Origin of the sequence: Pedococcus sp., assembly GCF_036554925.1 — a bacterium.
In the GTDB taxonomy this organism is placed as follows: Bacteria; Actinomycetota; Actinomycetes; order Actinomycetales; family Dermatophilaceae; genus Pedococcus_A.
This window is the reverse complement of the sequence record NZ_DATBMI010000066.1, coordinates 30,882-57,379: the sequence shown is the minus strand read 5'-3', so window position 1 is coordinate 57,379 and position 26,498 is coordinate 30,882. Positions and strand designations below refer to the sequence as shown.

Below are 26,498 nucleotides of genomic sequence, written 5' to 3'. Positions count from 1 at the left end.
TCGTATGCCGCGTGCGCCAGCACGCGGGGTGCGGCAAGCGAGGTGGTACCGCGGTGGTGCCGGGGCGTGACCCGGTGACGTCGTCCTCGTGTCGAAGAGCGAAGCCACAAGCGACACGAGCGACGAAGGACCTGCCGACGATGACCTACCCGAAGGTCTCCAGCGACCCGACCAGCACCGGTGTGCCCGCGAGCCCCCGCTTCCCGGAGATCGAGGAGCGGATCCTCCGCTACTGGGACCAGGACGGCACCTTCCAGGCCTCGGTCGAGAACCGCGAGCCCGGGGAGGACGGCGACAACGAGTTCGTCTTCTACGACGGCCCGCCCTTTGCCAACGGCCTGCCGCACTACGGCCACCTGCTGACCGGGTACGTCAAGGACGTCGTGCCGCGCTACGAGACCATGCGCGGCAGGCGGGTCGAGCGCCGCTTCGGCTGGGACACCCACGGCCTGCCCGCCGAGCTCGAGGCCATGAGCCAGCTCGGCATCAAGACCAAGGAGGAGATCCTCGAGATCGGCATCGAGGAGTTCAACGCCAAGTGCCGCAGCTCGGTGCTGAAGTACACGGGGGAGTGGCGCGAGTACGTCACCCGCCAGGCGCGCTGGGTCGACTTCGACAACGACTACAAGACGCTGAACCCGCAGTACATGGAGAGCGTCATCTGGGCGTTCAAGCAGCTCTACGACAAGGGCCTGGTCTACGAGGGCTTCCGCTGCCTGCCCTACTGCTGGAACGACCAGACGCCGCTGTCCAACCACGAGCTGCGGATGGACGACGACGTCTACAAGAACCGTCAGGACCCAGCCGTGACGATCGGCTACCGGCTCGAGACCGGCGAGCTCGCCCTGGTGTGGACCACCACGCCGTGGACCGTGCCCTCCAACCTCGCCATGGCCGTGCGGCCCGACATCGACTACGTGGTGGTCGAGTCCGACGTCACCGGCACCACGGAGCGGTACGTCATCGCGGAGGCGCGCCTCGCGGCATACCGCAAGGAGCTCGGCGGCTCCGACCCCGACGGGCTCGAGGAGCGCATCGTCGAGCGGCTCACGGGCGCCGACCTGGTCGGGCGCCGCTACACCCCGCCGTTCTCGTACTTCGCGGGCCACGAGAAGGCCCACGTCGTGCTGCCCGCCGACTACGTCACCACCGAGGACGGCACCGGCATCGTCCACATCGCGCCCGCGTTCGGTGAGGAGGACAAGCAGCTCACGGACCAGTACGGCATCACCCCGGTCGTGCCGGTGGGCCCTGACGGCCGCTTCACCTTCCCGGTCATCGACTACGAGGGCCTGCACGTGTTCGACGCCAACCCGGTGATCATCGACCACCTCAAGGCGGCGACCCGGGGCGAGGGTGACCGCGGCGCGGTCACCGAGGGGACGGTGCTGCTGCGCCGCGAGACCTACGACCACAGCTACCCGCACTGCTGGCGCTGTCGCGAACCCCTGATCTACATGGCGGTGTCGTCGTGGTTCGTCGAGGTCACCAAGATCAAGCAGCGCATGCTCGAGCTCAACGAGCAGATCACCTGGGTTCCCGAGCACGTCAAGCACGGCCAGTTCGGCAAGTGGCTTGAGAACGCCCGCGACTGGTCGATCTCGCGAAACCGCTTCTGGGGCAGTCCCATTCCTGTCTGGAAGTCGGACGACCCGGAGCACCCGCGGGTCGACGTCTACGGCTCGTTCGAGGAGCTCGAGCGGGACTTCGGTGTCGAGGTCAAGGACCTGCACCGGCCGTACATCGACCGCTTGACCCGGCCCAACCCGGACGACCCGACCGGGCGGTCGACCATGCGCCGGGTCGAGGACGTCCTCGACGTGTGGTTCGACTCCGGCTCGATGTCGTTCGCGCAGGTGCACTACCCGTTCGAGAACGCCGACTGGTTCGAGCACCACTTCCCGGGTGACTTCATCGTCGAGTACATCGGGCAGACCCGCGGCTGGTTCTACACGCTGCACATCCTCGCGACGGCGCTGTTCGACCGGCCGGCCTTCTCCTCGTGCGTCAGCCACGGCATCGTGCTCGGCTCGGACGGGCAGAAGATGAGCAAGTCGCTGCGCAACTACCCCGACGTGCGCGACGTCTTCAACCGGGACGGCGCCGACGCGATGCGCTGGTTCCTCATGTCCAGCCCGATCCTGCGCGGTGGCAACCTCGTCGTCACCGAGCAGGGCATCCGCGACGGCGTCCGCCAGGTGCTGATCCCGCTGTGGAACTCCTGGTACTTCTTCAGCCTCTACGCCAACGCCGCGGGCGGCGGCGAGGGCTACACGGCGAAGTGGTCGACGGCGTCCACCGACGTGCTGGACCGCTACCTCCTCGCGAAGCTGCGCGAGTTCGTCGAGCAGGCGCAGGCCCAGCTCGACGTCTACGACATCGCCGGGGCGTGTGACTCCACCCGTGCCTTCCTCGACGTCCTGACGAACTGGTACATCCGCCGCAGCCGGGACCGGTTCTGGGACACCGCAGGGTCGGACGGGTCGGTGGCGCAGGCGGCGTTCGACACGCTGTACACCGCCCTCGAGGTCGTGTGCCGCGTGGCCGCGCCGCTGCTGCCGCTCACCACCGAGGAGATCTGGCGCGGGCTGACGGGCGGGCGCTCGGTGCACCTCGCCGACTGGCCGGAGGCCTCGGACCTCCCGGCGGACCACGCCCTGGTCGCCGCGATGGACACCGCGCGCGAGATCTGCTCGACGGCCTCGTCGCTGCGCAAGGCGAACAGCCTGCGGGTGCGTCTGCCGCTGAACGACCTCACGGTGGTCGCCGAGGATGCCGCGTCGCTGAAGGACTTCGGCGCGATCGTCGCCGACGAGGTCAACGTCCGGACCGTCACCCTGCGCGACGTGTCGGAGGCCAGCCAGTCCGACTTCGGCGTCTCCCAGCGGCTCACCGTCAACGCCCGCGCGGCCGGCCCGCGCCTCGGCCGCGACGTGCAGCAGGCCATCAAGGGCAGCAAGACCGGCGACTGGTCGGTGGCCGAGGACGGCACCGTCACCTCGGGCGGGCTCGCCCTCGTCGAGGGCGAGTACACCCTCGAGACCGTCGTCGACGAGTCGGCGGCAGGAGGCTCCCGGGCCACCGCGATGCTGCCCGGAGGCGGGTTCGTCGTCCTCGACACCGAGGTGACGCCCGAGCTCGCCCAGGAGGGCCTCGCCCGCGACATCGTCCGTGCGGTGCAGCAGGCCCGGCGCGACGCCGGGCTCGACGTCAGCGACCGGATCAGCCTCACCGTCACCGGTCACCAGGAGGTCTGGGAGGCCACGGTGGCCCACCAGGCGCTGATCGTGGAGGAGACCCTGGCCAGCCAGTTCGGCTCCGCGCCCCAGCTCGAGGCGCTGCCGTCCCGAGGCGACGTGGTCGAGACGACGGTGGGCGAGGGCCAGCCCGTGCGGATCAAGGTGATGAAGCTCTGACCGTCGGGTAGGTCCCGCTCACGGGGCGGGGGGTTGGTTGCCACCGGGAGACTGCGCCAACCCCCGTCCGGGGCCCGTTCGCTGAGGAAGGCCGTGCTTGCCTTCGCTCCCCGGTGGCGAGCCCCGGTTCCGCGTCCTAGCCTCGGGCGGGTCCGTCGCACGTGACGGACCTCACACCAGGGGAGCAGCCCATGAAGTCTGTACCTGCCCGAGGCGCGAGGAGGGTGCTCACCTGCGCCGCCGCAGCCTCGATCGCACTGAGTGGGGCGGGGCTCTCGGTCGCGCACGCCATGCCGCGCACGCCCGACGCGCCCGTCCAGGTCGTCCACGTCAACGCCCCGAGCCAGGCGCAGCGCAGCCGCGTCAACAGCCTCGGCCTCGACACCACCGAGCACGGCGACACCCGCGGGGTGGAGGTCGTGCTGCACAGCGACGCCGACGCGAAGCGCCTGCGGGACGCCGGGTTCACCTGGACCGTCCGCGACGCAGACCTCCGCGCCACGATGCGCAGGGCCGCCGAGGCGGACAAGGCGTATGCCGCGAGGGTCGCCTCGTCGCCGCTGCCGAGCGGGAGCACCTCCTACCGCACGCTCGACGAGGTCAACGCGGAGATGGACGCCCTCGCCAGGAAGTACCCCCGGCTGGTCCGCCGGCTCACGCTGCCCAACAAGAGCGTCGAGGGCCGCACGGTCCGGGGCATCGAGATCACGACCGACGCCGCCACCATCGAGGACGGCAAGCCGGTCTTCCTCATGATGGGCGCCCACCACGCGCGCGAGTGGCCCTCGGTCGAGCACAGCATGGAGTTCGCCTACGACCTGCTGGAGAGCTTCGGCTCCGACGCGCGGGCGACCAAGGTGGTCCGCAAGAGCCGGACCATCATCGTCCCCGTCGTCAACGTCGACGGCTTCAGCATCAGCCGCTCCGCCAGCCCCCTGGGCGACTTCAGCGTCTTCGACTACGAGATGAAGCGCAAGAACTGCTCCATCTCCGTGAGGACCCCGGCGCAGTACCTCGGCGGCACGTGCAGCGACAACCCGGCGGGTCGCCTGCGTGGCACCGACCCCAACCGCAACTACCCCGGCTTCTGGGGTGGCCCGGGCGCCAGCGCCAGCTGGAGCAGCGACACCTACCGCGGCGACGCCCCGGGGGACACCCCCGAGAGCGACAACATCCGCAAGCTCATCTCGGGCCGTCAGGTGACGAACCTCATCACCAACCACACCTACAGCAACCTGGTGCTCCGGCCGCCGTCGATCCTGGCGACCGGGTTCTCGCCCGACGAGCCGCTCTACAAGGCGCTCGGAGGCGAGATGACCGCCGCCAACGACTACGCCAACTGGGCCTCCTTCCAGCTCTACGACACCTCCGGCTCCACCGAGGACTGGAGCTACTGGCAGACGGGCGGGCTCGGCTTCACCTTCGAGATCGGCCCGGACAGCTTCCACCCGGCCTACGAGACCGGGGTGGTCGCCGAGTACCTCGGCCTCGAGCCTGCAGCCGGGGCCGGGAAGGGCGGCAACCGCGAGGCCTACTACCGCATGGCGGAGGCGACGGTCGACGCGGCCCACCACTCGACGATCACGGGCAGGGCCCCAGCAGGGCGGGTGCTGACGGTGCGCAAGCAGTTCCAGTCGATGACCTCGCCGGTCATCCAGCCGGACGGCTCCGTGGGCGACCCGATCGTCGTGACGGACACGCTGACGAGCTCGCTGCGCACCGAGGGCGGGGCCTTCAGCTGGGCCGTCAACCCCTCCACCCGGCCGTATGTCGCCGGTCGCTACGGCCGCGACCCCATGGCGCCGCCGCAGCCGAAGCAGGGCCTGGTCAACCCGGCGGGAACGCCCGCTGAAGGAGCCTCGGAGTACGCCACCTTCACGGTCGAGGGCATGCCTGCCCACGACAACGGCAAGGCCGAGGTGCGGGTCGAGTGGCCGGATGCAGGCGTCGACTGGGACGTCTACGTCTACGACTCCCAAGGGCGCCAGGTCGCCTCGGCCGCCAGCCTCGCCGACCCCGAGGTCGCGCTGCTGATCGACCCGGTGCCGGGGACGTACACCATCGAGCTCAACAACTACGAGGGTGGAGACACCAGCGACTGGACGGGCGAGGTGGTGTTCGGCTCGCCGACGCCGGCGTCCTACACCGGGGTCAAGGAGGCCTGGACGCTGTCCTGCGCCACGCAGGGAGGCCGCGTGGTCTCCAGCAGGACGGTCGTCGTCGACCGCGGCGAGAGCGTCGACGTCGGCAACGCCTGCAAGCGCGAGAAGGACTGAGACACACTCACCAGGTGAGTGTGTGCTGCGGGGCCCGGGTGCTGGTCGCCCGGGCCCCTGCGGCTGCCGGGGCCGCTGCGGCTGCCGGGGCCGCTGCGGCTGCCGGGGCTGCTGCGGCTGCCGGGGCTCCGCGGCTGGCCACGGCCCTTCGGATTGGGGCCGGCGCCGGGGCGGATGGGAGACTGGGGCCGTGAGCCCAGCACCTGATGCCGCCCGTCGCGAAGCCGAGCACAACCTCGACGTCATGAAGCGGATGCGGCTGGCCGAGAAGGCCATCCTCGCCCGCGCACCCGAGCACGACCTCGAGCCGGACCTCGACCGCATCGCCGCCGTGATGGAGCTGCTCGGCGACCCGCAGCGCAGCTACCCCGTCATCCACCTGACCGGCACCAACGGCAAGACGTCGACGACCCGGATCATCGAGTCGGTCCTGCTCGAGATGGGGCTGAAGACGGGGCGCTTCACCTCTCCGCACCTGCACACGATCCGGGAGCGGATCGCCCTCTCGGGCCAGCCGATCAGCCCCGAGAAGTTCCTGGCCGCCTACGAGGACGTCCTGCCGTTCATCGAGATGGTCGACGCGAGGTCGGCCACCGAGGGCGGCCCCCGGATGACCTTCTTCGAGGTCCTCGTGGCCGTGGCGTATGCCGCGTTCGCCGACGCGCCGGTCGACGTCGCCATCGTCGAGGTGGGGATGGGTGGCGGCTGGGACGCCACGAACGTCGCGGACGGCACGGTGTCCGTGGTGACGCCCATCGCCATGGACCACCAGCACTTCCTCGGCAACGACGTCACCGAGATCGCCGCCGAGAAGGCCGGGATCATCAAGAGCGGGTCACTCGCCGTCGTGGGCGTCCAGGAGCCGGAGGTGGCCCAGGTCCTGGCCCACCGCGCCAGCGAGGTGGGTGCGCGCATCTCCTTCGAGGGCAACGACTTCGGCCTGCTCACCCGCGACCTCGCCGTGGGCGGCCAGCAGCTGTCGATACGCGGTCTGGGCGGCGACTACGACGACCTGTTCCTCCCGCTGCACGGCGCCCACCAGGCCCACAACACCGTCGTCGCCCTCGCGGCGGTGGAGGCCTTCCTCGGCGGCGGGGAGCAGCGCCTCGACCCGGAGGTCGTGCGAGCAGGGCTCGCAGCGGTCGCGTCGCCGGGCCGCCTGGAGATCGTCCGGCGCTCCCCGACGGTGATCGTCGACGCTGCCCACAACACCGCGGGCGCACTCGCGCTGAGGAACGCCCTCGAGGACTCCTTCAACTTCGCCCGCATCGTCGGCGTCGTCGCGATCCTCAAGGACAAGCCCGCCACCGAGATGCTCGAGATCCTCGAGCCGGTGCTCGACCACGTCGTGGTGACGCGCACGACCTCCCCGCGGGCCATGCGGCCGGAGGACCTCGGCGAGCTCGCAGCAGACATCTTCGGCGAGGACCGCGTGACCGTCATCCACGAGCTGCCCGACGCCCTCGACGTCGCCGCCGGGCTGGCGGACGAGGGCGGTGGCGTGAGCGGCGGGGTCCTGGCCACCGGCTCGGTCACCACGGCCGCGGAGGTGCGCATGCTGCTCGGCGCCACCGAGGTCTGACGGGCCCACGGACCTACTCGCCGAACACCTCGGTGAGCCGGCGCATCTCCCGCAGACGCGGCTCGGTCTCGCCGCGCACCCAGCGCCCCACCGTGCGGACTGACACGCCCAGCCGCCGGGCTGCCTGCTCCTGGGAGAGACCCTCCGCCTCCAGGGCGGCCGACAGCCACCCGGCGACGGAGCGCGGCGCGACGGGGACGTCGTCCGTCGAGCCCGCGACGGCGGGGCGCGCGGCGCTTCCACCCAGCACCTCGATCTCGAAGCCGTCGGGGAAGAGCCGCACCGAGACCTGGAAGGCGGGATCCCTCGTGCCGGCAGCCGCCAGGAGGGCCTCCCCGATGGCGGTCTGCACCGCCGACGTCGTGGCCTCGGGTGCATCCCCCCGTGACAGGTTCTGGTGGAGGAAGTCGCGGGCCTCGGCCCACGAGGCCGGACGCGCCGGGAAGGTCCGCGTGACCACCATGACGGGTGAGACCCAGAGCTGGGGTGCGTCGTCCCGGCCGTTCATGCGCCACCCCCGGAGATGGGCGTAGTGCTTCGACCGTAGACGCTCCCGCGCGCTCTGCGAAAGGTCCCGCGGCCGTAGCGCATTCGGCCAATCCCGGAATCCCCGATTGCCGCAGAAATGACCGGACACAAGTGTCCGCTGCAGTCGTAGCCTCGGGTGAGAGGCGTCTTGCGGGAGTCGGGGGGCCGGCCAGTCGTGGCCGACCGTGGTCGCAAGCACCGCGCGTTCTGCGACGGAAGGCGGCAGTCTCATGACGACGACGGCGGAGAAACAGGACTCGACGGCCGGGGAGGCCGCTCCGCTCCACATCCTCTGGATGAACGGCGGGCTCAGCTGCGACGGGGACTCCGTCGCGCTCACCGCGGCCACCCAGCCCAGCATCGAGGAGATCGTGCTGGGCGCCCTGCCCGGCCTGCCACGCATCCAGGTGCACTGGCCCCTCATCGACTTCGAGTGCGGGCCCGAGCAGGGTGCGGACACCTTCATCGAGTGGTGGCACAAGGCGGACCGCGGCGAGCTCGAGCCCTTCGTGCTCGTCGTGGAGGGCTCGATCCCCAACGAGGCGATCAAGTCCGAGGGCTACTGGTGCGGCTTCGGCAACAACCCGCTGACCGGGCAGCCGATGACGACCTCCGAGTGGCTGGACCGGCTGGCGCCGAAGGCGACCGCGATCGTGGCGGTCGGCACCTGCGCGACCTATGGCGGCATCCACGCGATGGCGGGCAACCCGACAGGGGCCATGGGGGTGCCGGACTACCTGGGCTGGTCGTGGACGTCGAAGGCAGGCCTGCCGATCGTCTGCGTCCCCGGGTGCCCCATCCACCCCGACAACCTCTCGGAGACCCTGGTCTACCTGCTCTACCAGGTGGCTGGGCAGGCCCCGATGATCCCGCTCGACGACCAGCTGCGGCCCCAGTGGCTGTTCGGGGCGACGGTGCACGAGGGGTGCGACCGTGCGGGCTACTACGAGCAGGGCGAGTTCGCGACCGAGTACGGGACGCCGCAGTGCCTGGTCAAGCTCGGGTGCTGGGGGCCGGTGGTGAAGTGCAACGTCCCCAAACGCGGCTGGATCAACGGTGTGGGCGGCTGCCCGAACGTCGGTGGCATCTGCATCGCGTGCACCATGCCCGGCTTCCCGGACAAGTTCATGCCCTTCATGGACGAGCCGCCGGGCAGCAAGGTCTCGGCTGCCGCCAGCACGGTGTACGGCACCGTGATCCGCCGGCTCCGGGGCATCACGGCCAAGACCGTGGACAAGGAGCCCCAGTGGCGTGCCAAGGGCAGCACGCTCACGACCGGCCACACGAGGACCTGGTAGGCGAGGCAGGACATGACCACGACACAGAGCCGCAGGGCTGGGGCGCAGCACGCAGAGACCGACGTCGTCGAGATGGCCTGGGACCCGATCACCCGCATCGTCGGCAGCCTCGGGATCTACGCCACCATCGACTTCAAGGCCAAGGAGGTCCGGGAGTGCCACAGCACCTCGTCGATCTTCCGGGGCTACAGCATCTTCATGCGCGGCAAGGACCCCCGCGACGCGCACTTCATCACCAGCCGCATCTGCGGCATCTGCGGGGACAACCACGCGACCTGCTCGGTCTACGCCCAGAACATGGCCTACGGCATCGCGCCGCCGCATCTGGGCGAGTGGATCATCAACCTCGGCGAGGCCGCCGAGTACATGTTCGACCACAACATCTTCCAGGAGAACCTGGTCGGGGTGGACTACTGCGAGCGCATGGTCAAGGAGACCAACCCGGGTGTGCTCGAGCGGGCGAACACCACGGAGGCGCCGCACGCAGCGGAGCACGGGTACCGGACCATCGGCGACATCATGCGCTCGCTCAACCCCCTGGAGGGTGAGTTCTACCGGGAGGCCCTGCACGTCAGCCGCTACACCCGCGAGATGTTCTGCCTGATGGAGGGACGCCACGTCCACCCCTCCACGCTGTATCCCGGAGGCGTCGGGACGGTCGCGACCGTGCAGCTCTTCACCGACTACCTGACGCGGCTGATGCGCTACGTGGAGTTCATGAAGAAGGTCGTTCCGCTGCACGACGACCTCTTCGACTTCTTCTACGAGGCCCTGCCCGGCTACGAGCACGTCGGCGAGCGGCGCGTGCTGCTCGGCTGCTGGGGGGCGCTGAACGACCCGGCGGTCTGCGACTTCACCTATCGCAGGATGAACGACTGGGGCCACAACATGTTCGTCACCCCAGGGGTCGTCGTCGACGGGAAGCTGGTCACCAACAACCTCGTCGACATCAACCTCGGGCTGCGGATCCTGCTCGGCCACTCGTTCTACGAGGACTGGGGCGAGGGCGGGCACGAGATCTTCGTGGAGAAGGACCCGCTCGGCAACCCCATCGACGTCCGCCACCCCTGGAACCAGCACACGCTCCCCAAGCCCGCCAAGCGCGACTTCGACGGCGCCTACAGCTGGACGATGTCGCCACGCTGGTTCGACGGCACCGACCACCTCGCGCTGGACACCGGTGGCGGCCCCATCGCGCGACTGTGGTCCACGGCGCTCTCCGGCCTGGTCAGCACCGACTACGTCAGGGCCACCGGGCACAGCGTGACCATCACCCTGCCACGGACGGCGCTGAAGCCCGAGGTGACGTTCGAGTGGAGGATCCCGCGGTGGAGCAACGCCATCGAGCGCAACCGGGCCCGGACGTACTTCCAGGCCTACACGGCCGCCCTGGCGCTGCACTTCGTCGACAAGGCCCTCGCCGAGGTCCGGGCCGGCCGCACCGAGACGTGGACTCCCTTCGAGGTGCCCGAGGAGGCGATCTCGGTCGGCTTCACCGAGGCCGTCCGCGGCGTCCTGTCGCACCACCTGGTGATCCGTGACGGGAAGATCGCGAACTACCACCCCTACCCGCCGACCCCGTGGAACGGCAGCGTGCGGGACGTCCACGGCACCCCCGGCCCGTACGAGGACGCGGTGCAGAACACGCCCATCTTCGAGGAGAACCCGCCCGAGACGTTCAAGGGCATCGACATCATGCGCGCGGTCCGCAGCTTCGACCCGTGCCTGCCCTGCGGCGTGCACATGATGACCGGCCAGGGGGGCGTCGTCCGTCAGATGCACTCGCCCGGGATGAGCGTCCAGCCCTACTGACGGCGGAGGACCCATGAACCGCGAGCTGCAGGAGCGCTCCGCCCGCGTCGAGGCCCTGCTGGAGGAGTTCCGTGCGACGGGGGACGAGCGCGCCATGGAGCGGGCCGAGGAGCTGGTCCGTGCGCTCATGGGCCTGTATGCCGTGGGGCTGGCGCGCGTCGTCGACCTCGCCGGCGAGGCGGGGCTGCTGCGCAGCCTCGCCGACGACCCGGTGACGGGAAGCCTGCTGGTGCTGCACGACCTGCACCCCGATGACGTCGCCACCCGCATCCAGGCGGCCCTGGACCGCGTGCGGCCCTACCTCGGCTCGCACGCCGGCGGTGTCGAGCTCACCGAGGTCGACGAGCTGGGCGTGGCGCACCTGACCCTCGAGGGCAGCTGCCACGGCTGCCCGTCGTCGGCGGTCACGGTGACGACGACGGTCGAGCGGGCGGTGCTCGAGGCGGCGCCCGAAGTCGTCGCCGTGGAGGTGACGGGTGTGGTGGCACAGGGCAGCCCACCGCTGCTGCAGATCGGGCTGCGGCCCGGCCTGGAGTCGACCGCCTCCGGTCCGGAGCCGAGGTGGGCGCACCTGGAGAGCACCGCGCCGCCGGGCGGCACGGCGGTGCTGCAGGTGGAGGGCCAGCCGGTCCTGCTGGCGAACCTGGCCGGCACGGCATACGCCTATCGCGACCGGTGCCCCCGGTGCACCGCCAGCCTGCGCGGCAGCCCCCTGGCCGGGGACGAGCTGGCGTGCGCCGCGTGCGGGGCCGTCTACGACGTGCGGCTCGCCGGTCGCGGCACCGACCCCGAGGGCGGGCACCTCGAGCCGCTGCCGCTGCTCCCGGACGGCACCGGCTGGAAGATCGCGCTCGTGCCGGGAGTGGCGGCGTGAGCGACGGGCTCGCCGCACTGCGCCGGCTCGGCACGAGACCATCGCCCGAGGCCCGGCCGGCGCAGGCCGAGGTGTGCGAGCTGTGCGGGGTCGAGGTCGGCCCCTCGCACGGCCACGTGGCCGACCTCGAGCACCAGCGGCTGCTCTGCGCGTGCCGCCCCTGCCACCTGCTGTTCACGGGTGCCGGAGCCGGCGGAGGCAGGTTCCGGGCACTGCCGATAACGGTCCGCCGGGTCGAGGGCGTCGCCATCAGCGAGGGCCAGTGGGACGACCTGCAGATCCCCGTGGACCTGGTGTTCGTGTTCCGCCAGGCCTCGGCCGATCACCACGCGGCCTGCTACCCGGGCCCGGGCGGCGCCACCGAGTCGCTGCTCGACCTGTCCAGCTGGGATGCCGTGCAGGAGGCCAACCCCGTGCTGCGCACCGTCGAGGCGGACGTCGAGGCCGTCCTGCTGCGCAGGAGCGCGGCGGGCATCGAGTGCTACCTCGTGCCGATCGACGTCTGCTACGCCCTCGTCGGGCTGGTCCGGCGCGACTGGGTGGGGCTCGGCGGGGGCAAGGAGGTCTGGCGGGCCATCGAGGCGTTCTTCGCGGACCTCGCTGGACGCAGCCGCTCGGTCTCGCGCGAGGGGGAGACGGTCCATGGCTGAGCCGGGTGGGCTGGAGCTCACGTGCCTGGACGCCCGGGCCGACCCGTATGCCGCGTCGCCGACGGTGCTGCTGCGGCTGCGGGTCCGCGAGGTCACCGGCGCGACGGTGCACGCCATCGCGCTGCGCTGCCAGGTCAGGATCGAGCCGCACCGACGCCGCTACGACGACGAGGAAGCCGCGGCCCTCGCGGACCTCTTCGGTGCGCGGGTGCGGTGGGCGGACACGCTCAAGCCGCTGCAGCTCGCGCACCTGAGCCACATGGTCCCGACGTTCACGGGCGCCACCGAGGTCACGCTCGCGCTGCCGTGCAGCTACGACTTCGACGTCGCCGCGCACAAGTACCTCTACGCCCTCGAGGAGGGTGTGGCCCCGCTCCTCCTGCTGTTCAGCGGCACCTGGTTCGTCCACCGACCGGAGGGGTTGACCGTGCTGCCGATCCCGTGGGACCTCGAGGCGTCGTTCGGCCTGCCGGTCGAGGTCTGGCGCGAGGCGATGGACCAGCACTTCCCGGGGTCGGCGTGGCTGCGGCTGAGCCGTGACACGTTCGACGCGCTGTACCGCTACCGCAGTGCCAACGCGCTGCTCACGTGGGACGACGCGGTCCGTCACCTGCTGAAGGAGGCGGGGGAGTGACGACGTTCGAGGAGGTCCGGCCGGTCGCCGACGCGGTGCTGTACGAGGGCTACGCGCTCTACCCGTACCGCGCGAACGACGCCAAGAACCGGGTGCGCTGGCAGTTCGGGGTCCTCGTCCCGGAACGCGTGGCCGCGGTGGAGCCCTCCGAGCGATCGCGCGTGCTCGCCCAGCTGCTCGTGGAGGGTCGCTCCCCGACGCTGGAGGTCCGCGCGCGCTTCCTCCAGGTCAGCAGCCGCACCGTGCAGCGGGGCGCCGGCGAGAACTACGAGGACGTGGCCGTGCTCGAGGCCGGCGACACGGCATACCTGCCGTTCGAGGAGGCGTTGGCCCGCGAGCTCGACCTCCCGGCAGCGGTGAGGGCGCTCGTGGGCGGCGGCCTGTGCCGGACCTTCGACGTGGCGGGCGACCGGTCCGTCGAGGCAGTGCCCGGTGGCCGGCTCACCCGGGAGTCCCGACCGCTGCGCGTGGTCCTGGCCCTGGCTGCCGACCCGGTCGAGGGGCCTCACGGCGTGACGCGCCTGCGCGTCGAGGTGCGCAACGGCACCGAGTACAAGGGCGACGTCCCGGCACCTCGCGAGGAGGCCCTGCGGTCCTCGCTCGTCGCAGTCCACCTCGTCCTCCGGCTCGAGGGCGGCACCTTCCTCTCCATGACCGACCCGCCCGAGTGGGCGAGCCGCCTCGTGGCGGAGTCGCCGAGCGAGGGGCTGTGGCCGGCGCTCGCCGGGGCGCCGGGCAGCCGCGACATGGTCCTGTGCTCGCCGATCATCCTGCCCGACCACCCGCAGGTCGCCCCCGAGAGCGCCACGGCGTTCTTCGACGCGACCGAGATGGACGAGATGCTGAGCCTGCGCACCCTCACCCTGACCGAGGAGGAGAAGCGCGCGGTCCGGGGCACCGACCCCCACACCGCAGACCTGCTGCGGCAGGTCGAGGGGCTGCCCCAGGACGTGCTGGACCGTCTGCACGGAGCGGTGCGCTACCTCTCGGCGACCGCCAGGCGGGTCGAGCCCGGCGAGCAGGAGGACAGCATCGAGGTCGCTGGTGTGCCGGTGCGGCAGGGGAGCAGGGTGCTGCTGCGACCCGGTGGCCGGCGTGCCGATGCGCAGGACATCTTCCTGGCGGGCCGCACGGCGCTCGTCGCCCGGGTCATGCACGACGTCGACGGAGCGGACCACCTCGCCGTCGTGCTCGAGGACGACGAAGGCCTGGACCTCGCCGTCGCCCACGGGCGCTACCTCTACTTCGCGCCGGACGAGGTCGAGCCCCTGGGAGCGGTGACATGACCGGGAGCATGCTGGTGGCGGGTGTGGGCAACATCTTCCGGTGTGACGACGGCTTCGGCAGCGCCGTCATCGGGTGGCTGGCCGAGCACGGCGCCCAGGAGTGGCCGGACTGGTTGGTGGTCAAGGACTTCGGGATCCGGAGCGTGCACCTCGCGTACGAGCTGCTCGACGGCTACGACGATCTCGTGCTCGTCGACACGATGCACCGCGACGGGCCGCCCGGGACGTTGTACGTGGTCCAGCCCGACCTGGCGTCCCTGCCGGTCGGCGCGGCGGTGGTGGACGCCCACGACATGGCGCCGGAGGCGGTGCTCGCCCTCGTGCCGGCACTCGGAGGCCAGCTCGGGCGGGTCACGGTGGTCGGCTGCGAGCCGGCGTCGCTGGACGACGGCATCGGCCTCACCGACCTCGTGGCCTCCAGGGTCCCGGAGGCAGGGCGGCTGGTCCTCGACCACGTGGCGAGCGTCTCCGACTCCGCCGAAAGAGGGTTCACATCGGTCCAGACGCGGGGGACAGTGAGGAGATGACCATGTTCCGGAAGTCACTGCTGGCGCTGGTCCTGGCAGCGGCCGCCTTCGTGGTGGTCCAGATGGTCCCGGACCTGAAGCGCTACCTCGAGCTGCGCCGGATGTGATGCGCCGTGCACGAGTTCGGCCTGTGCGAGGGAGTCGTGGACGCCGTGCTCCGGCGGGCTGACGGCCGGCCGGTGACCGCGGTCGTCGTGCGGGCAGGGGTGCGCCAGCGGCTCCAGCCCGACTCCATGCAGCTGGCCTTCAGCACGGTGGCAGCCGGGACATCGGCGGCCGACGCCACCGTCTCGCTCGAGACCGTGCCCGTCGACGTCCACTGCCGCACGTGCGGTGGCCACTCGACGTCGCTGGACCCGCTGGCGGCGTGCACCGTCTGCGGGTCCGAGGACGTCGACGTCAGCGGTGGCGACGAGCTCACCCTCGTGTCCCTGACCCTGCGCCAGCAGCCGGCGGAGTGACGATGTGCCTCGGGCTCCCCGGTCGCGTCGTCGCGGTCACACCGGGCTCGGAGCTGGTCGACGTCGAGGTCGCCGGGGCCGTCCGGCCGATCCACGTCGGGCTCCTCGACGGGCCCTGGCAGCCGGGTGACTGGATCCTCATCCACAGCGGCTTCGCGCTGGAGCGGATGACGGAGGACGAGGCCCGGGACGCGCAGTCGATGCTGAGGAGCATGGCCCGAGGGGAGCTCGCCCATGACGCCGATCCCGCCTGACCGGGCCCCCGCAGCAGCCCTCCACCGCGAGCCTGTCTCGGGCGCGGTGCTCTTCGTGCGATACGCGTTCCCGCCCAACTCCCATGGCTACTGCGGGCCCAGCGACAACGCGGGCTTCTTCGAGTACGGCGTCTCGGGGGTCGTGGACCCCGGGCTGCGGCTGATGGCCCAGGCCTTCGCCGGCGCCTGGCCGTACCTCGAGCTGATCGCCGGGTCCGTCGGCGTGCCGGACCCGCTCGACCGCCGGGTGGTCGAGGCGTACTGGGTCGGGAACGACCTGCTGGACCGGCTGCCGACCTTCGACATCGGCAACTCCATGGAGGAGCGGTTCCGCCACCGCTCCGGGCCGCACTTCGGTCACCTCGCGGACGGCGTCGTCGCGGGCGGCCTGCCGCACCACAGCTTCCACGTGTTCTGCGTCTACCCCTGGACCGGGCTGCTGGGCGACGACCGGCGGGCCGAGCAGGCCCTCACGGTGCTGGACCGCTGCCGGATCCGCTGGGGACGGGTCGTGTCGGTCCTGGGGGACCAGGTCGTCGTCGACTGCCGGCCGCTGACGTGGAACGGCCGCCGCCTCGAGCTCGGCGAGCCCGCCCGGGAGACCGCGGTGCGCGCGGTCGGTGGTGTGGGGATGCTCGACGACCTCGTGCCGGGGGACTGGGTCTCCCTGCACTGGGAGTGGGTGTGCGACCGGCTGACCGAGGCATCACTGCGCGCGCTGCGGCACTACACCAGGCGCCACCTGGACATCGTCAACGGAGGGGTCGAGCTGTCCGGCCCGGCGGCGGTCCTGGGCTGAGCCGGGCCGCTTCGGTGGGCGCGGCGACGTCGGACCCGGCGCCGTACCCGGTGACGATCGCGCGCCGCATCACGCCGTCGGCGGCGTACTCGACACAGTGCACCGGCACGGCATACAGGCCGGTGAGACGCTCCTCCGTCAGGAGGGCAGCGGCGGGACCGCACTCCACGGACTCCGGACCGTGCATGAGCACCACCCGGTCGGCGAGGTGGAGCGCATGGTCGGGGTGGTGGGTCGTGAGCAGGACGGCGAGGCCTTCGCCGGCGAGCTCGCGCAGCAGGGCCAGCACCCGTGACTGGTTGCGCAGGTCGAGACCGGCGGCCGGCTCGTCCAGCACCAGCAGCGTGCTGCCGGAGGCGACGGCCCGGGCGATCAGCACCAGCTGCTGCTCGCCGCCGCTCAGGGCCGGGAAGGGCCGTCCCTCCAGCCCGCGGATGCCGACCCGCTCGATGGCCGCCCGGGCCGCGGCCACGTCCGCGGACCCGGGGACGGAGAACGGCCCGATGTGCCGGGCTCGGCCCATCAGGACCATGTCGAGGACGCGGTAGGCGAAGGTCGACCCGTGGGCCTGTGGCACGAAGCCGGGCACGCAGGCCCTCGTCACGGTGCCCTCGGTGGGCTCGAGCAGCCCTGCGGCACAGCGGACGAGGGTGGTCTTGCCCCGGCCGTTGGGGCCGATGACGGCGGTGGTCGTCCCCGGCGGCACCGTGAGGCTGACGCCGCGGAAGACCCACCGCCCGGGCAGGTAGGCGAAACCGAGGCCGCTGAGCTCAAGCACTGTCCCAGAGCCTCTCGCGGTTGCGTCGCAGCAGCACGAAGAAGACGGGGGCCCCGATGAGCGCGGTCAGGACCCCCAGGGGGATCTCCCCGGCCGTGAGGGTGCGGGCCACGGTGTCGATGACGAGCAGGAACACGCCGCCCACGAGGAAGGACGCCGGCAGCAGGACCCGGTGGTCCGGGCCCACCCACATCCGCACGAGGTGCGGGACCACCAGCCCCACCCAGCTCACGACACCCGCGACGGCCACCGCGCCGGCCACCACCAGGGCCACGGCGCCGAGCACCGTCCAGCGAGCGGGGCCCGGCCGGAGCCCCACCGCGGCGGCGTCGTCATCGCCGAGCGACAGCACGTTGACCCGCCAGCGCAGCAGCACCAGCAGCAGTGAGCCGACCAGCACCGGCAGCGCCGCCACCGCCACCTTCGCGAAGGTGGCGGTGGCCAGGCTCCCGAGCAGCCAGAACACGATCGCGGGCAGCTGGTCGTAGGGGTCGGCGACGTAGGTGATCAGGGACACGAGCGCCGAGAAGAACGACCCGGTGACGACGCCGGCCAGCACCACCATGAGCATGGGCGCACCGTCGCTGCCGCGGGTCACGGCGTACACGACGAGGATCGCGACGAGACCGAAGGCGAAGGCGAACCCGACGAGCATCGCCGACCCCAGGCCCAGCACGATGGCGAGGGCGCCGCCGAAGGAGGCACCCGAGGAGACGCCGATGATCTGGGGGCTGACGAGGGGGTTGCGGAAGACCGCCTGCAGCGCGGCGCCGCACACCGCCAGCCCGCCGCCGACGAGCACGGCCAGGAGGATCCGCGGCAGGCGGACGAGCACGACGACGTCCCGGGAGGCCTCACCGGCCGCCGCCGTCCCGCTCGCCTCCTCCCGCAGGATCTCGAGGACCTGCCCGACCGAGACCGGGAACCGGCCGACGGCCAGGGCCACGCAGCAGGAGACGACGAGGGCGAGCGTGGCGACGGCCAGGGCCACGGCGGGCCGCCGCAGGACGGGCAGGTCCGGCGCCTCCGCGCGCGTGGCCACCGCGGGGGCTGCGGTCACGACGTGCCGAACCGCTGGTAGTGGGCGGACTGCGCGTTGGCCTCCGACCACAGGATGGCCTTGAGCTGCGCGTCCGTGGGGGTGTGCCCGTAGTAGAGCCGGTAGTAGCGGTCGACCTCGGCCCGAAGGTCGGCCGGAGCCTCCCCGGCCCGCACGACCTGGCCGAGCCACCGCCACATCAGCGGCGACTCGTGGCTGGGCGGGTCCCAGCGGTAGCCACCGAGGGGCACCTTGTAGACCCGCCGTGAGCGCACCGCGGACAGGCTCTGCCAGGCCGGTGCGCGGTAGACGTCCTCGGGCACGGCGGCGTCGAAGTTGCCGAGCAGGACGATGTCGGGGTCCCACGCGACCACCTGCTCGACGTCGACGCCCACCATGCCCGCGGCTGCCACCCCACCCGGGTCCGCGGCCGGGTTGGTCCCCCCGACGAGCCGGATGCAGAAGTCGTTGTAGGTGCCCTTCGCGGCGACCTTGAGGCCCTCGGCGAAGCGGTTGAAGTAGAGCACCTTGGGCGCCGGGCCGCTCGTCGTCGGCTGGTCGGCCCTGACCGCGGCGAGCGAGGCGGCCATGGTGGAGCGGATCTCGCGGCCGCGCTCCTCCTGGCCGAGCAGGGTGGCGAAGAGCGTGACCCAGGTGTCGAGGTCCTCCTGACGCCCGTAGCGCAGCCCGACCACCGCGAGTCCGGCGTTCTCCAGCGGCGCGGTCAGGCCGGTGCCCTGGTCACCCCACTGCGCGACCACGTCCGGGCGGAGGGCGACCACGCTCTCGACGTTGGGGGTGAAGTCGGCGGTGGCGATGTCGTGGGCGACGCCCAGCACCTGCGGGAAGAACTCGCCGAGGACGCCGTCCCGCATGGCGGTCCAGGAGGCCTGGTGCATCCCCACGAGGTGGTCGACGCCGCCGTCGATCGCGACCACCAGCGAGGCGGCCGGCATGGGCACGGTGACGATCCGGGTGGCCGGTCGGGAGAGGGTGACGCGCCTGCCCCGCTGGTCGAGGGCACTGACGGTGCCCGACGCGGCCGGGGACGTCGGCGTCCCGGCCGTGCCGCCACCGGAGCCGCAGGCCCCGAGCGCGGCGAGGCCGAGCGCGCCGGCGCCCGCGAGGGCCGCTCGGCGGGTCACCGTCGACGGGTGGGGGGTCGCCCGCTCGTCGGTCATCTCAGGCCTCGGGTGACAGGGGCCCGAGGATCCACGGCCCGCTCGTCTGCTCGGCGGCATCCTGGTGCAGTGAGGGGCCGGGGGGCGCCGGCTCGTCGGGCTCCCACCGATGGGGGTCATCGGTCAGGCCCAGCAGCCAGGTCACCGTGCACTCGAGCGCGGCAGCCAGCTCGGGCAGCTTCGCGACGTCGAGCCCCGCACCGTGCTCGAGGGAGCTCAGGGACTTGTTCGTGCTGGCGACGCCGAGCCGGCCGAGCCGCGAGGTCACCTGCTTCTGGGTGAGGCCGAGCAGCCGACGGCGCTCGCGCAGTCGCTGGCTGACCTCCAGGTGGCGACGGGCCTCCAGGTCACCCGTCCCGGTCAGCGCCCACCGAGACCCGAGAGGTGAGGCCACCCCTCGACGCTACTCCGGTGACGGAATCTCGCAATCGTGCATTCCGCCTACGCCGCACCACGCGGGCCTCACGCCGCACCACGCGGGCCTCACGCCACACCCTGCGGCCCCGTGCCACGCCCGGCGGGGCCTCCGGCTACGTCGGGGGTTCCATGTCGGCCAGCGCGTGCACGGTGTACTCCGCGAAGTTGAACACCGGTGCCCGCCCGAGGAGCCGCTCGAACTCCTCGTGGGAGTCCACCTCGTAGATCCACGCCCCGCCATGGGCGCCGACCACGTGGTAGCGCGCCAGGACCTTGCCCTCGTCCTCGAGCCGCTGGCCGTACTCGGGCATGCGGCCGATGGCCCTTGCCAGCTCGGTGGACACCAGGCCCAGGTCGATCCGCCACAGGACGAGGAACTTCATGCAGCCAGCATGCCGCGCCGACGCGGAGGTGCCCATCGTCCGTCCGTCCCCCACGGGAGCGTGGGCCCGACGGCGTCAGCGCTTCTTGCCGATGTCGCCGATGTCGAGGTGGCCCTTGGCGTCGGATCTCGCGTGCTTCTCGGCCCGCTTCTCCTTGATGGACTTCGCCGACTTCTTCGACATGTGCGATCGGGGTGACTTGTCCGCCATGGCTGCTCCCTGGTCTGGAAGCCGGAGTGGCTTCCCCTCCGACACTACGCCTGCGGGCCCCCGGACGGGACCGGCCGCACCACGGTCATCCCCGCCGTGGACGCGGGCAGGTCCATCGCGGCGAGGGCCTCACCGGCTCGGTCGAGGTCGATGACGTGACCGACGAGGCGGTCTGGGCGCAGCGTGCCGTCCTCGACGAGAGCGAGCATCGCGGGGTACTCGTGCGCGGCCATCCCGTGGGAGCCGTGGACCTCGAGCTCATGGGCGACTACGAGGTCCATCGGCAGCGGAGGCGTGGCGGCCTTGCCCAGCAGGAGCCCCACCTGGACATGGCGGCCACGGGGGCGCAGGCACCGAACCGAGCCGACCGCGGTGTCGGGGGACCCGAGCGCGTCGACCGAGACGTGGGCGCCGCCGCCGGTGAGCTCGCGGACGCGCGCCGCCACGTCGCCGACCTGCGCAGCGTCCACCGTCGCCTCTGCGCCGAGGTCGCGGGCTCGGTCCCGTGCCGAGGCCACCACGTCCACGGCGACGACCCTGGCGCCGAGGGCGACGCCGATCATCACGGCCGACAACCCGACGCCGCCGCACCCGTGCACCGCGAGCCACTGGTCGCGGACGAGCCGGCCGTGGGCCGTGAGGGCGCGGAAGGCCGTGGCGAACCGGCAGCCGAGGGAGGCGGCGGTGACGAAGTCGACGGAGTCGGGAAGGGCGACGAGGTTGAGGTCGGCGGCGTGGACGGCCACCTTCTCGGCGAAGGACCCGGGGCCGGTGAACCCGGGCTGGGTCTGGTGCGGGCAGACCTGCGCGTCACCGCCCGCGCAGTAGTCACAGGCGCCGCAGCCGCACACGAAGGGCACGGTGACCCGGTCGCCGACGTTCCACTCGCTCACCCGCGGCCCCACCGCCGCGACGACTCCCGCGAACTCGTGCCCGGGCGTGTGGGGCAGCGCGACCGGGTCGTGCCCCCTCCAGGCGTGCCAGTCCGACCGGCAGACGCCGGTGGCGCGCACCTCGATGACGACCCCGTCCTCGGGGCAGGCCGGGTCGGCCACCTCGGCGACCTCGGGGAGGACGCCGTACGCGTGGTACACGACGGCGCGCATCAGCCCTCGACCAGCCCGGTCACCCGTCGAGACCCTCGAAGAGGTCGCCGAGGCGCGGGGCACCGGGCTCCCGGGGAGGCCAGGCGATGACGAGGTGCTCGCGGGCCAGGGCGCGGTGCCACCCACGGACGTCGTCGGCCGGGGGCGCCGCGACGTGCAGCTGGCTGCGGTGCTCGAGGAAGGCCCGCCGCACGCGGTCGGTCACCGCCGACGTGTCCACGGTGATCCCGATGAGCTCGTCGGGGACGCCGCGGAGGTGGTAGACCGCCGTCGGGTCCCAGGGTGGGAGGCCCTCGGCCTCCCGGTGCCCGTTGAACCGGCGGAAGACCGTCTCCGGCAGGGCGCCGTGCACGAGCCGTCGCAGGCCGGGCCCGCCGTCCCGGGCGAGGCGGCCGAAGACGGCGTCGGTGGCGGCTCCGACGGCGATGTGGTCGGGGTGGCCGGTGATGCCGTCGGGGCCGAAGGTCGCCACCACATCGGGTCGCTCCTGCTCCATGATCGCCTCGATGGTGCCCTCGAGCTCGTCGCGCGGCACGTCGGGGACACCGCCGTCGGGGAGGCCGAGCCACTCGTGGCGGTCGGGCTCGCGCCCGTGGGCGCGCCAGGCCCGCTCGTCCTCGGCCCGGCGGACCTGCCCCAGGGTCGCCCGCGTGGCGGGGAAGCCCTCCGGGATCTCGCCAGCCTCGCCGAAGGTCGCGTGCACCAGCACGTACCTGAAGCGCGGGTCGTCGCCGTGCAGGGCGACGGACCCGGCCACACCGTAGGCGTCGTCGTCGGGGTGGGCCACGACGACCATCAGGGTGCGTCCCCGCGTCATGACGCGAGCGTGGCAGCGACCGAGGCGACGCGGCAAGGCCGCGCGCGCACGGCATACGGTGGGTCCATGCACCCGTTCACGAAACTGCTGCTGATCCTGGCGCTGGTCGTCCTGGTGTTCTGGCTCGTCACGCGGTTCCGCGACCGGCACGTGCCCGACGACCCGATGCCCCCCGTGCCGGTCGACGACCTGCCGCAGCCCGTGCAGGACTCCATCGACCATGCGCTGTCGGAGGGCAGGACCATCAACGCGATCAAGATCTACCGCGACGCCACGAACGCCTCGCTGGTCCAGGCCAAGCAGGCCATCGACGTCCGCAGCTGGGGGCGCAAGCCGTGAGCGCGCTGACCTTCCACGGCCCGCTCGGGAAGTTCAGCTGGCGCATGCTGGCGATGGTGCTGGCCGGCGAGTCTGTCATCGTCTTCTTCGGCGCCCTCGTGGCGCGGGCGACGGCCTCGGCCGGCGGGGACGCGCGCAGCGGCACGTGGCTGGCGGTGGGGTCGGCGCTGGCGGTCCTGTGCCTCCTCGCGGCCGGCCTGATGCGGCGGCCCTGGGGCGTCACGCTCGGGTGGGTGGTCCAGGGGCTGACCCTGCTCAGCGCGCTCGTCGTCCCCGCCATGCTGCTCGTCGGGCTGCTGTTCCTCGCGCTGTGGGTGCTGTGCATGGTGCAGGGGGCTCGCATCGACGCCCTCCAGGCGCAGCGCGAGGCGCAGGCCGCCGCCGGCGGTTCGCAGGGCCGGGTCGCCGGGTAGCCCGCCGGGGCCCGGGGAGTCGGGTCGGCCCGTCTCGGTAGGGTGAGCGCCGTGACGACGCAGACGGAACGCTCCCTGGTCCTGGTCAAGCCCGACGGTTTCTCCCGTGGCCTCACCGGCGAGGTGCTGCGCCGCATCGAGGCCAAGGGCTACTCCCTGGTCGCGCTGTCGGTGCTCACCCCCACCCGCGAGATGCTCGCCGAGCACTACGCCGAGCACGAGGGCAAGCCGTTCTACGAGCCGCTGGTCGAGTTCATGCTCAGCGGCAGCGTGGCGGCAGCGGTGATCGAGGGTGAGCGGTGCATCGAGGGCTTCCGTGCCCTGGCCGGCGCCACCGACCCGACCGCGGCCCTGCCCGGCACGATCCGCGGCGACCTCGGCCGTGACTGGGGCACCAAGGTCCAGCAGAACATCGTCCACGGCTCCGACTCCCCGGAGTCCGCGAAGCGCGAGATCGAGATCTGGTTCCCCCACCTCTGACCTCGTCACCGCTGAGCCGCCCACCCGCCCACTGACAGGCGCAGTGGGCGGCTTTCTGTGCGTACAAGGTGGCGGCCGGGTCGCGGTGCTGGGCTGGCTTGCGTGGCCTAGGTGGTCTCGAGGTCGTCGAGCCCGCCGATGACGACCTCGAGCAGCGAGGCGAGCGTCTCGCGCTGCGCGGTCGTCAGGCCGGCCAGGGCGTCGGACTCCACGACGTTCGCCTCCCGCACGGCGGCGGTGAACAGGTCCCGCCCGGCGGTGTCGAGGGTGACGAGCACTCGCGTGCGGTTGGCGGGGTCCGGTGCGCGGTGCACCAGACCCCGCTGCGCCATCCGGTCCAGGCGATGGGTCATCGACGAGGGCGCCACATTCGCGACGTCGGCGAGCTGCGAGGGCGTGACGGGGGAGTCGCCTGCCTTGGCCAGGTAGGCGAGCACGGCCCACTCCCCGTGGGACAGGTCGAGGTCGGCTAGCTGACGTCCGTACCACTTGTCGAGCTTGCGAGTGAGGCCGTAGACGGCGGTGATGACCCGCTGGACGGACTCGTCGCCGCCTGCCTCGACATAGGCCTGCACGGCCGCCTCGTACTTGCGCTGGGCGGCGCGCGGCTCCGGCGTCCGGTTCTGCGTGGGCATGTCACCATCTTCGCATGCTAAGATTTCGATATCGAAGTATTGCTTATCTAAGTGTTTGAAATCGAACGAGAAACGACCGATACCCGTGCGCGCCCGCCTGCTGATCCTCGCCTCCGCCATCGCCATGCTCGGCTGGGGCACCGTGCTGCCCTACCAGTACGCGTATGCCGCGGACACCCGCGGCTGGGGGAGCCTCGCCGCCGCGGCGGCCTCCAGCCTGTTCTCCGTCGGCGCCCTGCTCGCCGCACCCCTCGGCGGCCGGCTCGCCGACCGACGCTCGCCGGTGGCGGTCGCCGTCGGCGCCAAGCTGCTTGCTGCGGTCGGTGCGCTGAGCCTGGTCGTGGCGGGCTCTCCCGGCGCGTTCCTGGTCGGCATGTTCGTGTTCGGTGCCGGTATCACCGCTGCCTCGCCGGCCCAGACCGTGCTCGTGCTGCGCTGGGTGGGCGGCGGCGAGGACCGCCGGCGCGTCTTCGCCTGGCAGTTCACCGGCCAGGCGCTCGGCATGGCGGTCGGGGCGTTCGTCGCCGGGTTCGTCGTCGACCTCGACCAGCCCCACGGGATGTGGCCGGCGTTCGCCGCCGCCTCCGCGGGCTTCGTGCTGTCGGGCGTACTCATCCTGGTGGCCGGCCGGGGCGCCCCGCGCCCCGTGGACCCGCTCGCCGACGAGGGGTCGGCAGCGGTGGCCGACCGAGTGCCGGCGCGGCTCGCCGTGCGGCTGATCTGGGCCAGCCCGGCACTGCGTTGGACGGCCCTGGTGACCGTGACCCTCGCCCTGGGCTTCTACGCGCAGTTCGAGAGCGGGCTCCCGGCCTACGCCCTGACGGTCCTGGACGTGGACGAGCTGGCGATCGGCGTGGCCGCGGCCGTCAACTGCGTCGTCATCATCGCCCTGCAGATGGTCGTGGTGCGCGCGACGGCCCGTCGCGGTGCCCCGGCACTGCTCATGGTCGTGGGCGCGATCTGGACGGTGTCCTGGCTGCTGCTCGCGCTCGCCTCCACGGCGCCGGGCCTGGCCACGGTGCTGTTCGTCACGACCTTCGCGGTGTTCGCCGTCGGCGAGACGATGTATGCGCCGATCCTCAACCCCCTGACGGCCAGCCTGGCCCCGCAGGGCATGGTCGGCACCACCCTCGGCGTGTTCACCGCACTGCAGACCGGCGTCTCCGCGGTGGGTCCGCTGGTGGCCGGCGTCATCCTCGGGGCTGGCCTCGGCGCGCTGTTCGTGGGCCTGCACGTGGGCATCAGCCTGCTCGCCGTCCTGGCGGCGTGGCGCCTGCGCCGGACCCTGCGGACCGGCTCGGCGGAGCCGTCGGAGGCGACCGCCCCCCTCGATGCGGCGCTCGCGGCCTGAGGCCGCCCCCCTCGACGCGGCGCTCGCGGCCCAAGGGCCGCCACCCCCCATCGTGGGGGGCGGCGGCCTCGCAGGCCCCGCTCAGGCTGCCGTCCAGCCCCCGTCGCTGGCGATGATGGCCCCGTTGACGTTGGCCGCCTCGTCGCCGACCAGCCACACCACCAGCGTCGCGATCTCGTCAGGCTGCGCCGTCCGCTGCGCCCGCGAGAAGCCGGACTGCAGCCGATCGAAGGACCAGGGGGTGCGGGGCTGGGCGCCGCCCTCGGCGATGTTCGTCTCGACGCCGCCGGGGCAGACGGCGTTCGTGCGCACGCCCTGCGGGCCGTAGAAGAAGGCGGTGTTGCGCGTCATCCCGACGAGGGCGTGCTTGGACGCGGTGTAGGCGATCCCCGCGGCGCCCCCCGAGACGCCGGCCACGGACGCGATGTTGACGATGGCCCCACGACCCCTCTCGAGCATGGCGGGGAGGACCGCACGGATCAGGCGCATCGGGGCCGTGACGTTGACCGCGAACACCCGCTCCCAGGTGGCGTCGTCGACGTCGCCGGCGGCGAGGAACCAGTCCATGATCCCCGCGTTGTTGACGAGCACGTCGGCCCCGCCCTGCTCCGTCGCCACACGCGCGACCGCGGCGACGCCCTCGTCGGTGGCGAGGTCGGCGGCGACCGGGACGACCTTGGCGTCCTCGGGTAGCGAGCCGACCAGCTCGTCCAGGCGAGGGGCGTTGACGTCCGCCGCGATCACCACAGCGCCCTCGTGGGCGCACCGCACGGTGATCGCCCGCCCGATTCCCGAGGCCGCGCCGGTCACGATGGCCACCCGTCCGTCCAGTCTCCTGCTCACAGCTCCTCCTGCCCTCGGCCGACACCTCAACCGTCGCAACTGCCACCCCAGCGCCCCAGAGTCCAACGTCCCGCGACACGTCGCCGCGGCTCCCGGCCTCGGCCGCCGC

29 protein-coding genes are annotated in these 26,498 nt (G+C 72.2%); 18 read left to right on the top strand and 11 right to left on the bottom strand.

All coding sequences use genetic code 11. The features are described from left to right. Window positions 1-140 precede the first annotated feature (140 nt). The 3 genes from ileS (at window position 141) to VIB11_RS05725 (ending at window position 7,274) form a co-directional block, all read left to right on the top strand. The gene (gene ileS, locus VIB11_RS05735) at window positions 141-3,416 is read left to right on the top strand and encodes an isoleucine--tRNA ligase (protein ID WP_332029231.1); all 3,276 of its coding nucleotides are present in this window, start codon (window positions 141-143) and stop codon (window positions 3,414-3,416) included. Between the two features lie 191 nt (window positions 3,417-3,607). Continuing rightward, window positions 3,608-5,692, top strand: a complete 2,085-nt coding sequence (locus tag VIB11_RS05730) for a M14 family metallopeptidase (protein ID WP_332029229.1) — start codon at window positions 3,608-3,610, stop codon at window positions 5,690-5,692. 190 nt (window positions 5,693-5,882) lie between these two features. Continuing rightward, window positions 5,883-7,274: a bifunctional folylpolyglutamate synthase/dihydrofolate synthase gene (locus tag VIB11_RS05725; protein WP_414695765.1), complete on the top strand. Its 1,392-nt coding sequence runs from the start codon at window positions 5,883-5,885 to the stop codon at window positions 7,272-7,274. A gap of 13 nt (window positions 7,275-7,287) precedes the next feature. On the opposite strand, the gene VIB11_RS05720 is transcribed toward VIB11_RS05725, so the two are convergent. Next, window positions 7,288-7,782 carry a helix-turn-helix domain-containing protein gene (locus tag VIB11_RS05720; protein ID WP_332029227.1) on the bottom strand — a complete coding sequence of 165 codons (495 nt, stop codon included), beginning with the start codon at window positions 7,780-7,782 and terminating at the stop codon, window positions 7,288-7,290. A gap of 250 nt (window positions 7,783-8,032) precedes the next feature. Between VIB11_RS05720 and VIB11_RS05715 the strand changes: the two genes are divergently transcribed. The 11 genes from VIB11_RS05715 to VIB11_RS05670 are packed head-to-tail and all read left to right on the top strand — an operon-like array spanning window position 8,033 to window position 16,397. Continuing rightward, a complete protein-coding gene (locus VIB11_RS05715; protein ID WP_332029225.1) occupies window positions 8,033-9,100 on the top strand; it encodes a hydrogenase expression protein HypE in 1,068 nt (355 codons plus the stop codon). A gap of 12 nt (window positions 9,101-9,112) precedes the next feature. After that, window positions 9,113-10,912 carry a nickel-dependent hydrogenase large subunit gene (locus VIB11_RS05710; RefSeq protein ID WP_332029223.1) on the top strand — a complete coding sequence of 600 codons (1,800 nt, stop codon included), beginning with the start codon at window positions 9,113-9,115 and terminating at the stop codon, window positions 10,910-10,912. A 13-nt stretch (window positions 10,913-10,925) separates the two neighbouring features. After that, on the top strand, window positions 10,926-11,786 hold the full coding sequence (locus VIB11_RS05705) for a NifU family protein (RefSeq protein ID WP_332029221.1): 861 nt from the start codon (window positions 10,926-10,928) through the stop codon (window positions 11,784-11,786). After that, complete coding sequence (locus tag VIB11_RS05700) at window positions 11,783-12,436, top strand: DUF5947 family protein (RefSeq protein ID WP_332029219.1); 654 nt, start codon at window positions 11,783-11,785, stop codon at window positions 12,434-12,436. The genes VIB11_RS05705 and VIB11_RS05700 overlap by 4 nt, the downstream gene beginning before the upstream one ends. Continuing rightward, the gene (locus VIB11_RS05695) at window positions 12,429-13,070 is read left to right on the top strand and encodes a DUF6084 family protein (RefSeq protein WP_332029217.1); all 642 of its coding nucleotides are present in this window, start codon (window positions 12,429-12,431) and stop codon (window positions 13,068-13,070) included. The genes VIB11_RS05700 and VIB11_RS05695 overlap by 8 nt, the downstream gene beginning before the upstream one ends. Then, window positions 13,067-14,356 carry a hypothetical protein gene (locus VIB11_RS05690; RefSeq protein ID WP_332029215.1) on the top strand — a complete coding sequence of 430 codons (1,290 nt, stop codon included), beginning with the start codon at window positions 13,067-13,069 and terminating at the stop codon, window positions 14,354-14,356. Before VIB11_RS05695 ends, VIB11_RS05690 begins: the two co-directional genes overlap by 4 nt. Continuing rightward, entirely contained in the window at window positions 14,353-14,883 is a 531-nt protein-coding gene (locus VIB11_RS05685; RefSeq protein WP_332029213.1) for a hydrogenase maturation protease, read from the top strand. Before VIB11_RS05690 ends, VIB11_RS05685 begins: the two co-directional genes overlap by 4 nt. After that, window positions 14,880-14,990 carry a DUF6893 family small protein gene (locus tag VIB11_RS17760; protein WP_414695764.1) on the top strand — a complete coding sequence of 37 codons (111 nt, stop codon included), beginning with the start codon at window positions 14,880-14,882 and terminating at the stop codon, window positions 14,988-14,990. Before VIB11_RS05685 ends, VIB11_RS17760 begins: the two co-directional genes overlap by 4 nt. A 6-nt stretch (window positions 14,991-14,996) precedes the next feature. Then, a complete protein-coding gene (locus VIB11_RS05680; RefSeq protein ID WP_332029211.1) occupies window positions 14,997-15,344 on the top strand; it encodes a hydrogenase maturation nickel metallochaperone HypA in 348 nt (115 codons plus the stop codon). A gap of 2 nt (window positions 15,345-15,346) precedes the next feature. Beyond that, a complete protein-coding gene (locus tag VIB11_RS05675; RefSeq protein WP_332029209.1) occupies window positions 15,347-15,598 on the top strand; it encodes a HypC/HybG/HupF family hydrogenase formation chaperone in 252 nt (83 codons plus the stop codon). Further along, on the top strand, window positions 15,579-16,397 hold the full coding sequence (locus VIB11_RS05670; protein WP_332029208.1) for a DUF6390 family protein: 819 nt from the start codon (window positions 15,579-15,581) through the stop codon (window positions 16,395-16,397). The genes VIB11_RS05675 and VIB11_RS05670 overlap by 20 nt, the downstream gene beginning before the upstream one ends. On the opposite strand, the gene VIB11_RS05665 is transcribed toward VIB11_RS05670, so the two are convergent. The 8 genes from VIB11_RS05665 to VIB11_RS05630 all read right to left on the bottom strand — a co-directional run bounded on the left by VIB11_RS05665 (window position 16,351) and on the right by VIB11_RS05630 (window position 22,328). Next, a complete protein-coding gene (locus VIB11_RS05665; protein ID WP_332029206.1) occupies window positions 16,351-17,175 on the bottom strand; it encodes an ABC transporter ATP-binding protein in 825 nt (274 codons plus the stop codon). The two genes, VIB11_RS05670 and VIB11_RS05665, sit on opposite strands and share 47 nt — an antisense overlap. Then, window positions 17,168-18,235, bottom strand: a complete 1,068-nt coding sequence (locus VIB11_RS05660; RefSeq protein WP_332029204.1) for an iron ABC transporter permease — start codon at window positions 18,233-18,235, stop codon at window positions 17,168-17,170. Before VIB11_RS05660 ends, VIB11_RS05665 begins: the two co-directional genes overlap by 8 nt. Continuing rightward, window positions 18,232-19,395 (bottom strand): ABC transporter substrate-binding protein, encoded by a 1,164-nt coding sequence (locus tag VIB11_RS05655; protein WP_332029202.1) that lies wholly within the window; start codon window positions 19,393-19,395, stop codon window positions 18,232-18,234. The genes VIB11_RS05660 and VIB11_RS05655 overlap by 4 nt, the downstream gene beginning before the upstream one ends. 1 nt (window position 19,396) lies before the next feature. Continuing rightward, window positions 19,397-19,789 carry a helix-turn-helix domain-containing protein gene (locus VIB11_RS05650; RefSeq protein ID WP_332029200.1) on the bottom strand — a complete coding sequence of 131 codons (393 nt, stop codon included), beginning with the start codon at window positions 19,787-19,789 and terminating at the stop codon, window positions 19,397-19,399. 136 nt (window positions 19,790-19,925) lie between these two features. Then, a complete protein-coding gene (locus VIB11_RS05645) occupies window positions 19,926-20,195 on the bottom strand; it encodes a muconolactone Delta-isomerase family protein (protein ID WP_332029198.1) in 270 nt (89 codons plus the stop codon). A 75-nt stretch (window positions 20,196-20,270) separates the two neighbouring features. Continuing rightward, window positions 20,271-20,405, bottom strand: a complete 135-nt coding sequence (locus VIB11_RS05640; RefSeq protein ID WP_332029196.1) for a hypothetical protein — start codon at window positions 20,403-20,405, stop codon at window positions 20,271-20,273. 44 nt (window positions 20,406-20,449) lie between these two features. Beyond that, window positions 20,450-21,511: a zinc-dependent alcohol dehydrogenase family protein gene (locus tag VIB11_RS05635; protein WP_332029194.1), complete on the bottom strand. Its 1,062-nt coding sequence runs from the start codon at window positions 21,509-21,511 to the stop codon at window positions 20,450-20,452. Window positions 21,512-21,530: 19 nt separating this feature from the next. Beyond that, entirely contained in the window at window positions 21,531-22,328 is a 798-nt protein-coding gene (locus tag VIB11_RS05630; RefSeq protein ID WP_332029192.1) for a PIG-L family deacetylase, read from the bottom strand. Window positions 22,329-22,394: 66 nt separating this feature from the next. On the opposite strand from VIB11_RS05630, the gene VIB11_RS05625 reads away from it, so the two are divergent. From VIB11_RS05625 to ndk, 3 genes are read left to right on the top strand one after another with little or no spacing between them, the layout of a single operon-like run. Beyond that, window positions 22,395-22,667 (top strand): hypothetical protein, encoded by a 273-nt coding sequence (locus VIB11_RS05625; protein WP_332029190.1) that lies wholly within the window; start codon window positions 22,395-22,397, stop codon window positions 22,665-22,667. Then, the gene (locus VIB11_RS05620; RefSeq protein WP_332029188.1) at window positions 22,664-23,080 is read left to right on the top strand and encodes a DUF4233 domain-containing protein; all 417 of its coding nucleotides are present in this window, start codon (window positions 22,664-22,666) and stop codon (window positions 23,078-23,080) included. Before VIB11_RS05625 ends, VIB11_RS05620 begins: the two co-directional genes overlap by 4 nt. Window positions 23,081-23,131: 51 nt before the next feature. After that, window positions 23,132-23,560, top strand: a complete 429-nt coding sequence (gene ndk / locus VIB11_RS05615) for a nucleoside-diphosphate kinase (protein WP_332029186.1) — start codon at window positions 23,132-23,134, stop codon at window positions 23,558-23,560. 107 nt (window positions 23,561-23,667) lie between these two features. Here ndk and VIB11_RS05610 read toward each other — a convergent pair whose 3' ends face one another. After that, a complete protein-coding gene (locus VIB11_RS05610) occupies window positions 23,668-24,195 on the bottom strand; it encodes a MarR family transcriptional regulator (RefSeq protein ID WP_332029184.1) in 528 nt (175 codons plus the stop codon). Between the two features lie 85 nt (window positions 24,196-24,280). Here VIB11_RS05610 and VIB11_RS05605 point away from each other — a divergent pair, with 85 nt between their 5' ends. Then, a complete protein-coding gene (locus VIB11_RS05605) occupies window positions 24,281-25,546 on the top strand; it encodes an MFS transporter (RefSeq protein WP_332029182.1) in 1,266 nt (421 codons plus the stop codon). An 81-nt stretch (window positions 25,547-25,627) separates the two neighbouring features. Here the strand turns inward: VIB11_RS05605 and VIB11_RS05600 are convergent, their stop codons facing one another. Next, complete coding sequence (locus VIB11_RS05600) at window positions 25,628-26,389, bottom strand: SDR family NAD(P)-dependent oxidoreductase (protein ID WP_332029180.1); 762 nt, start codon at window positions 26,387-26,389, stop codon at window positions 25,628-25,630. Window positions 26,390-26,498 lie beyond the last annotated feature (109 nt).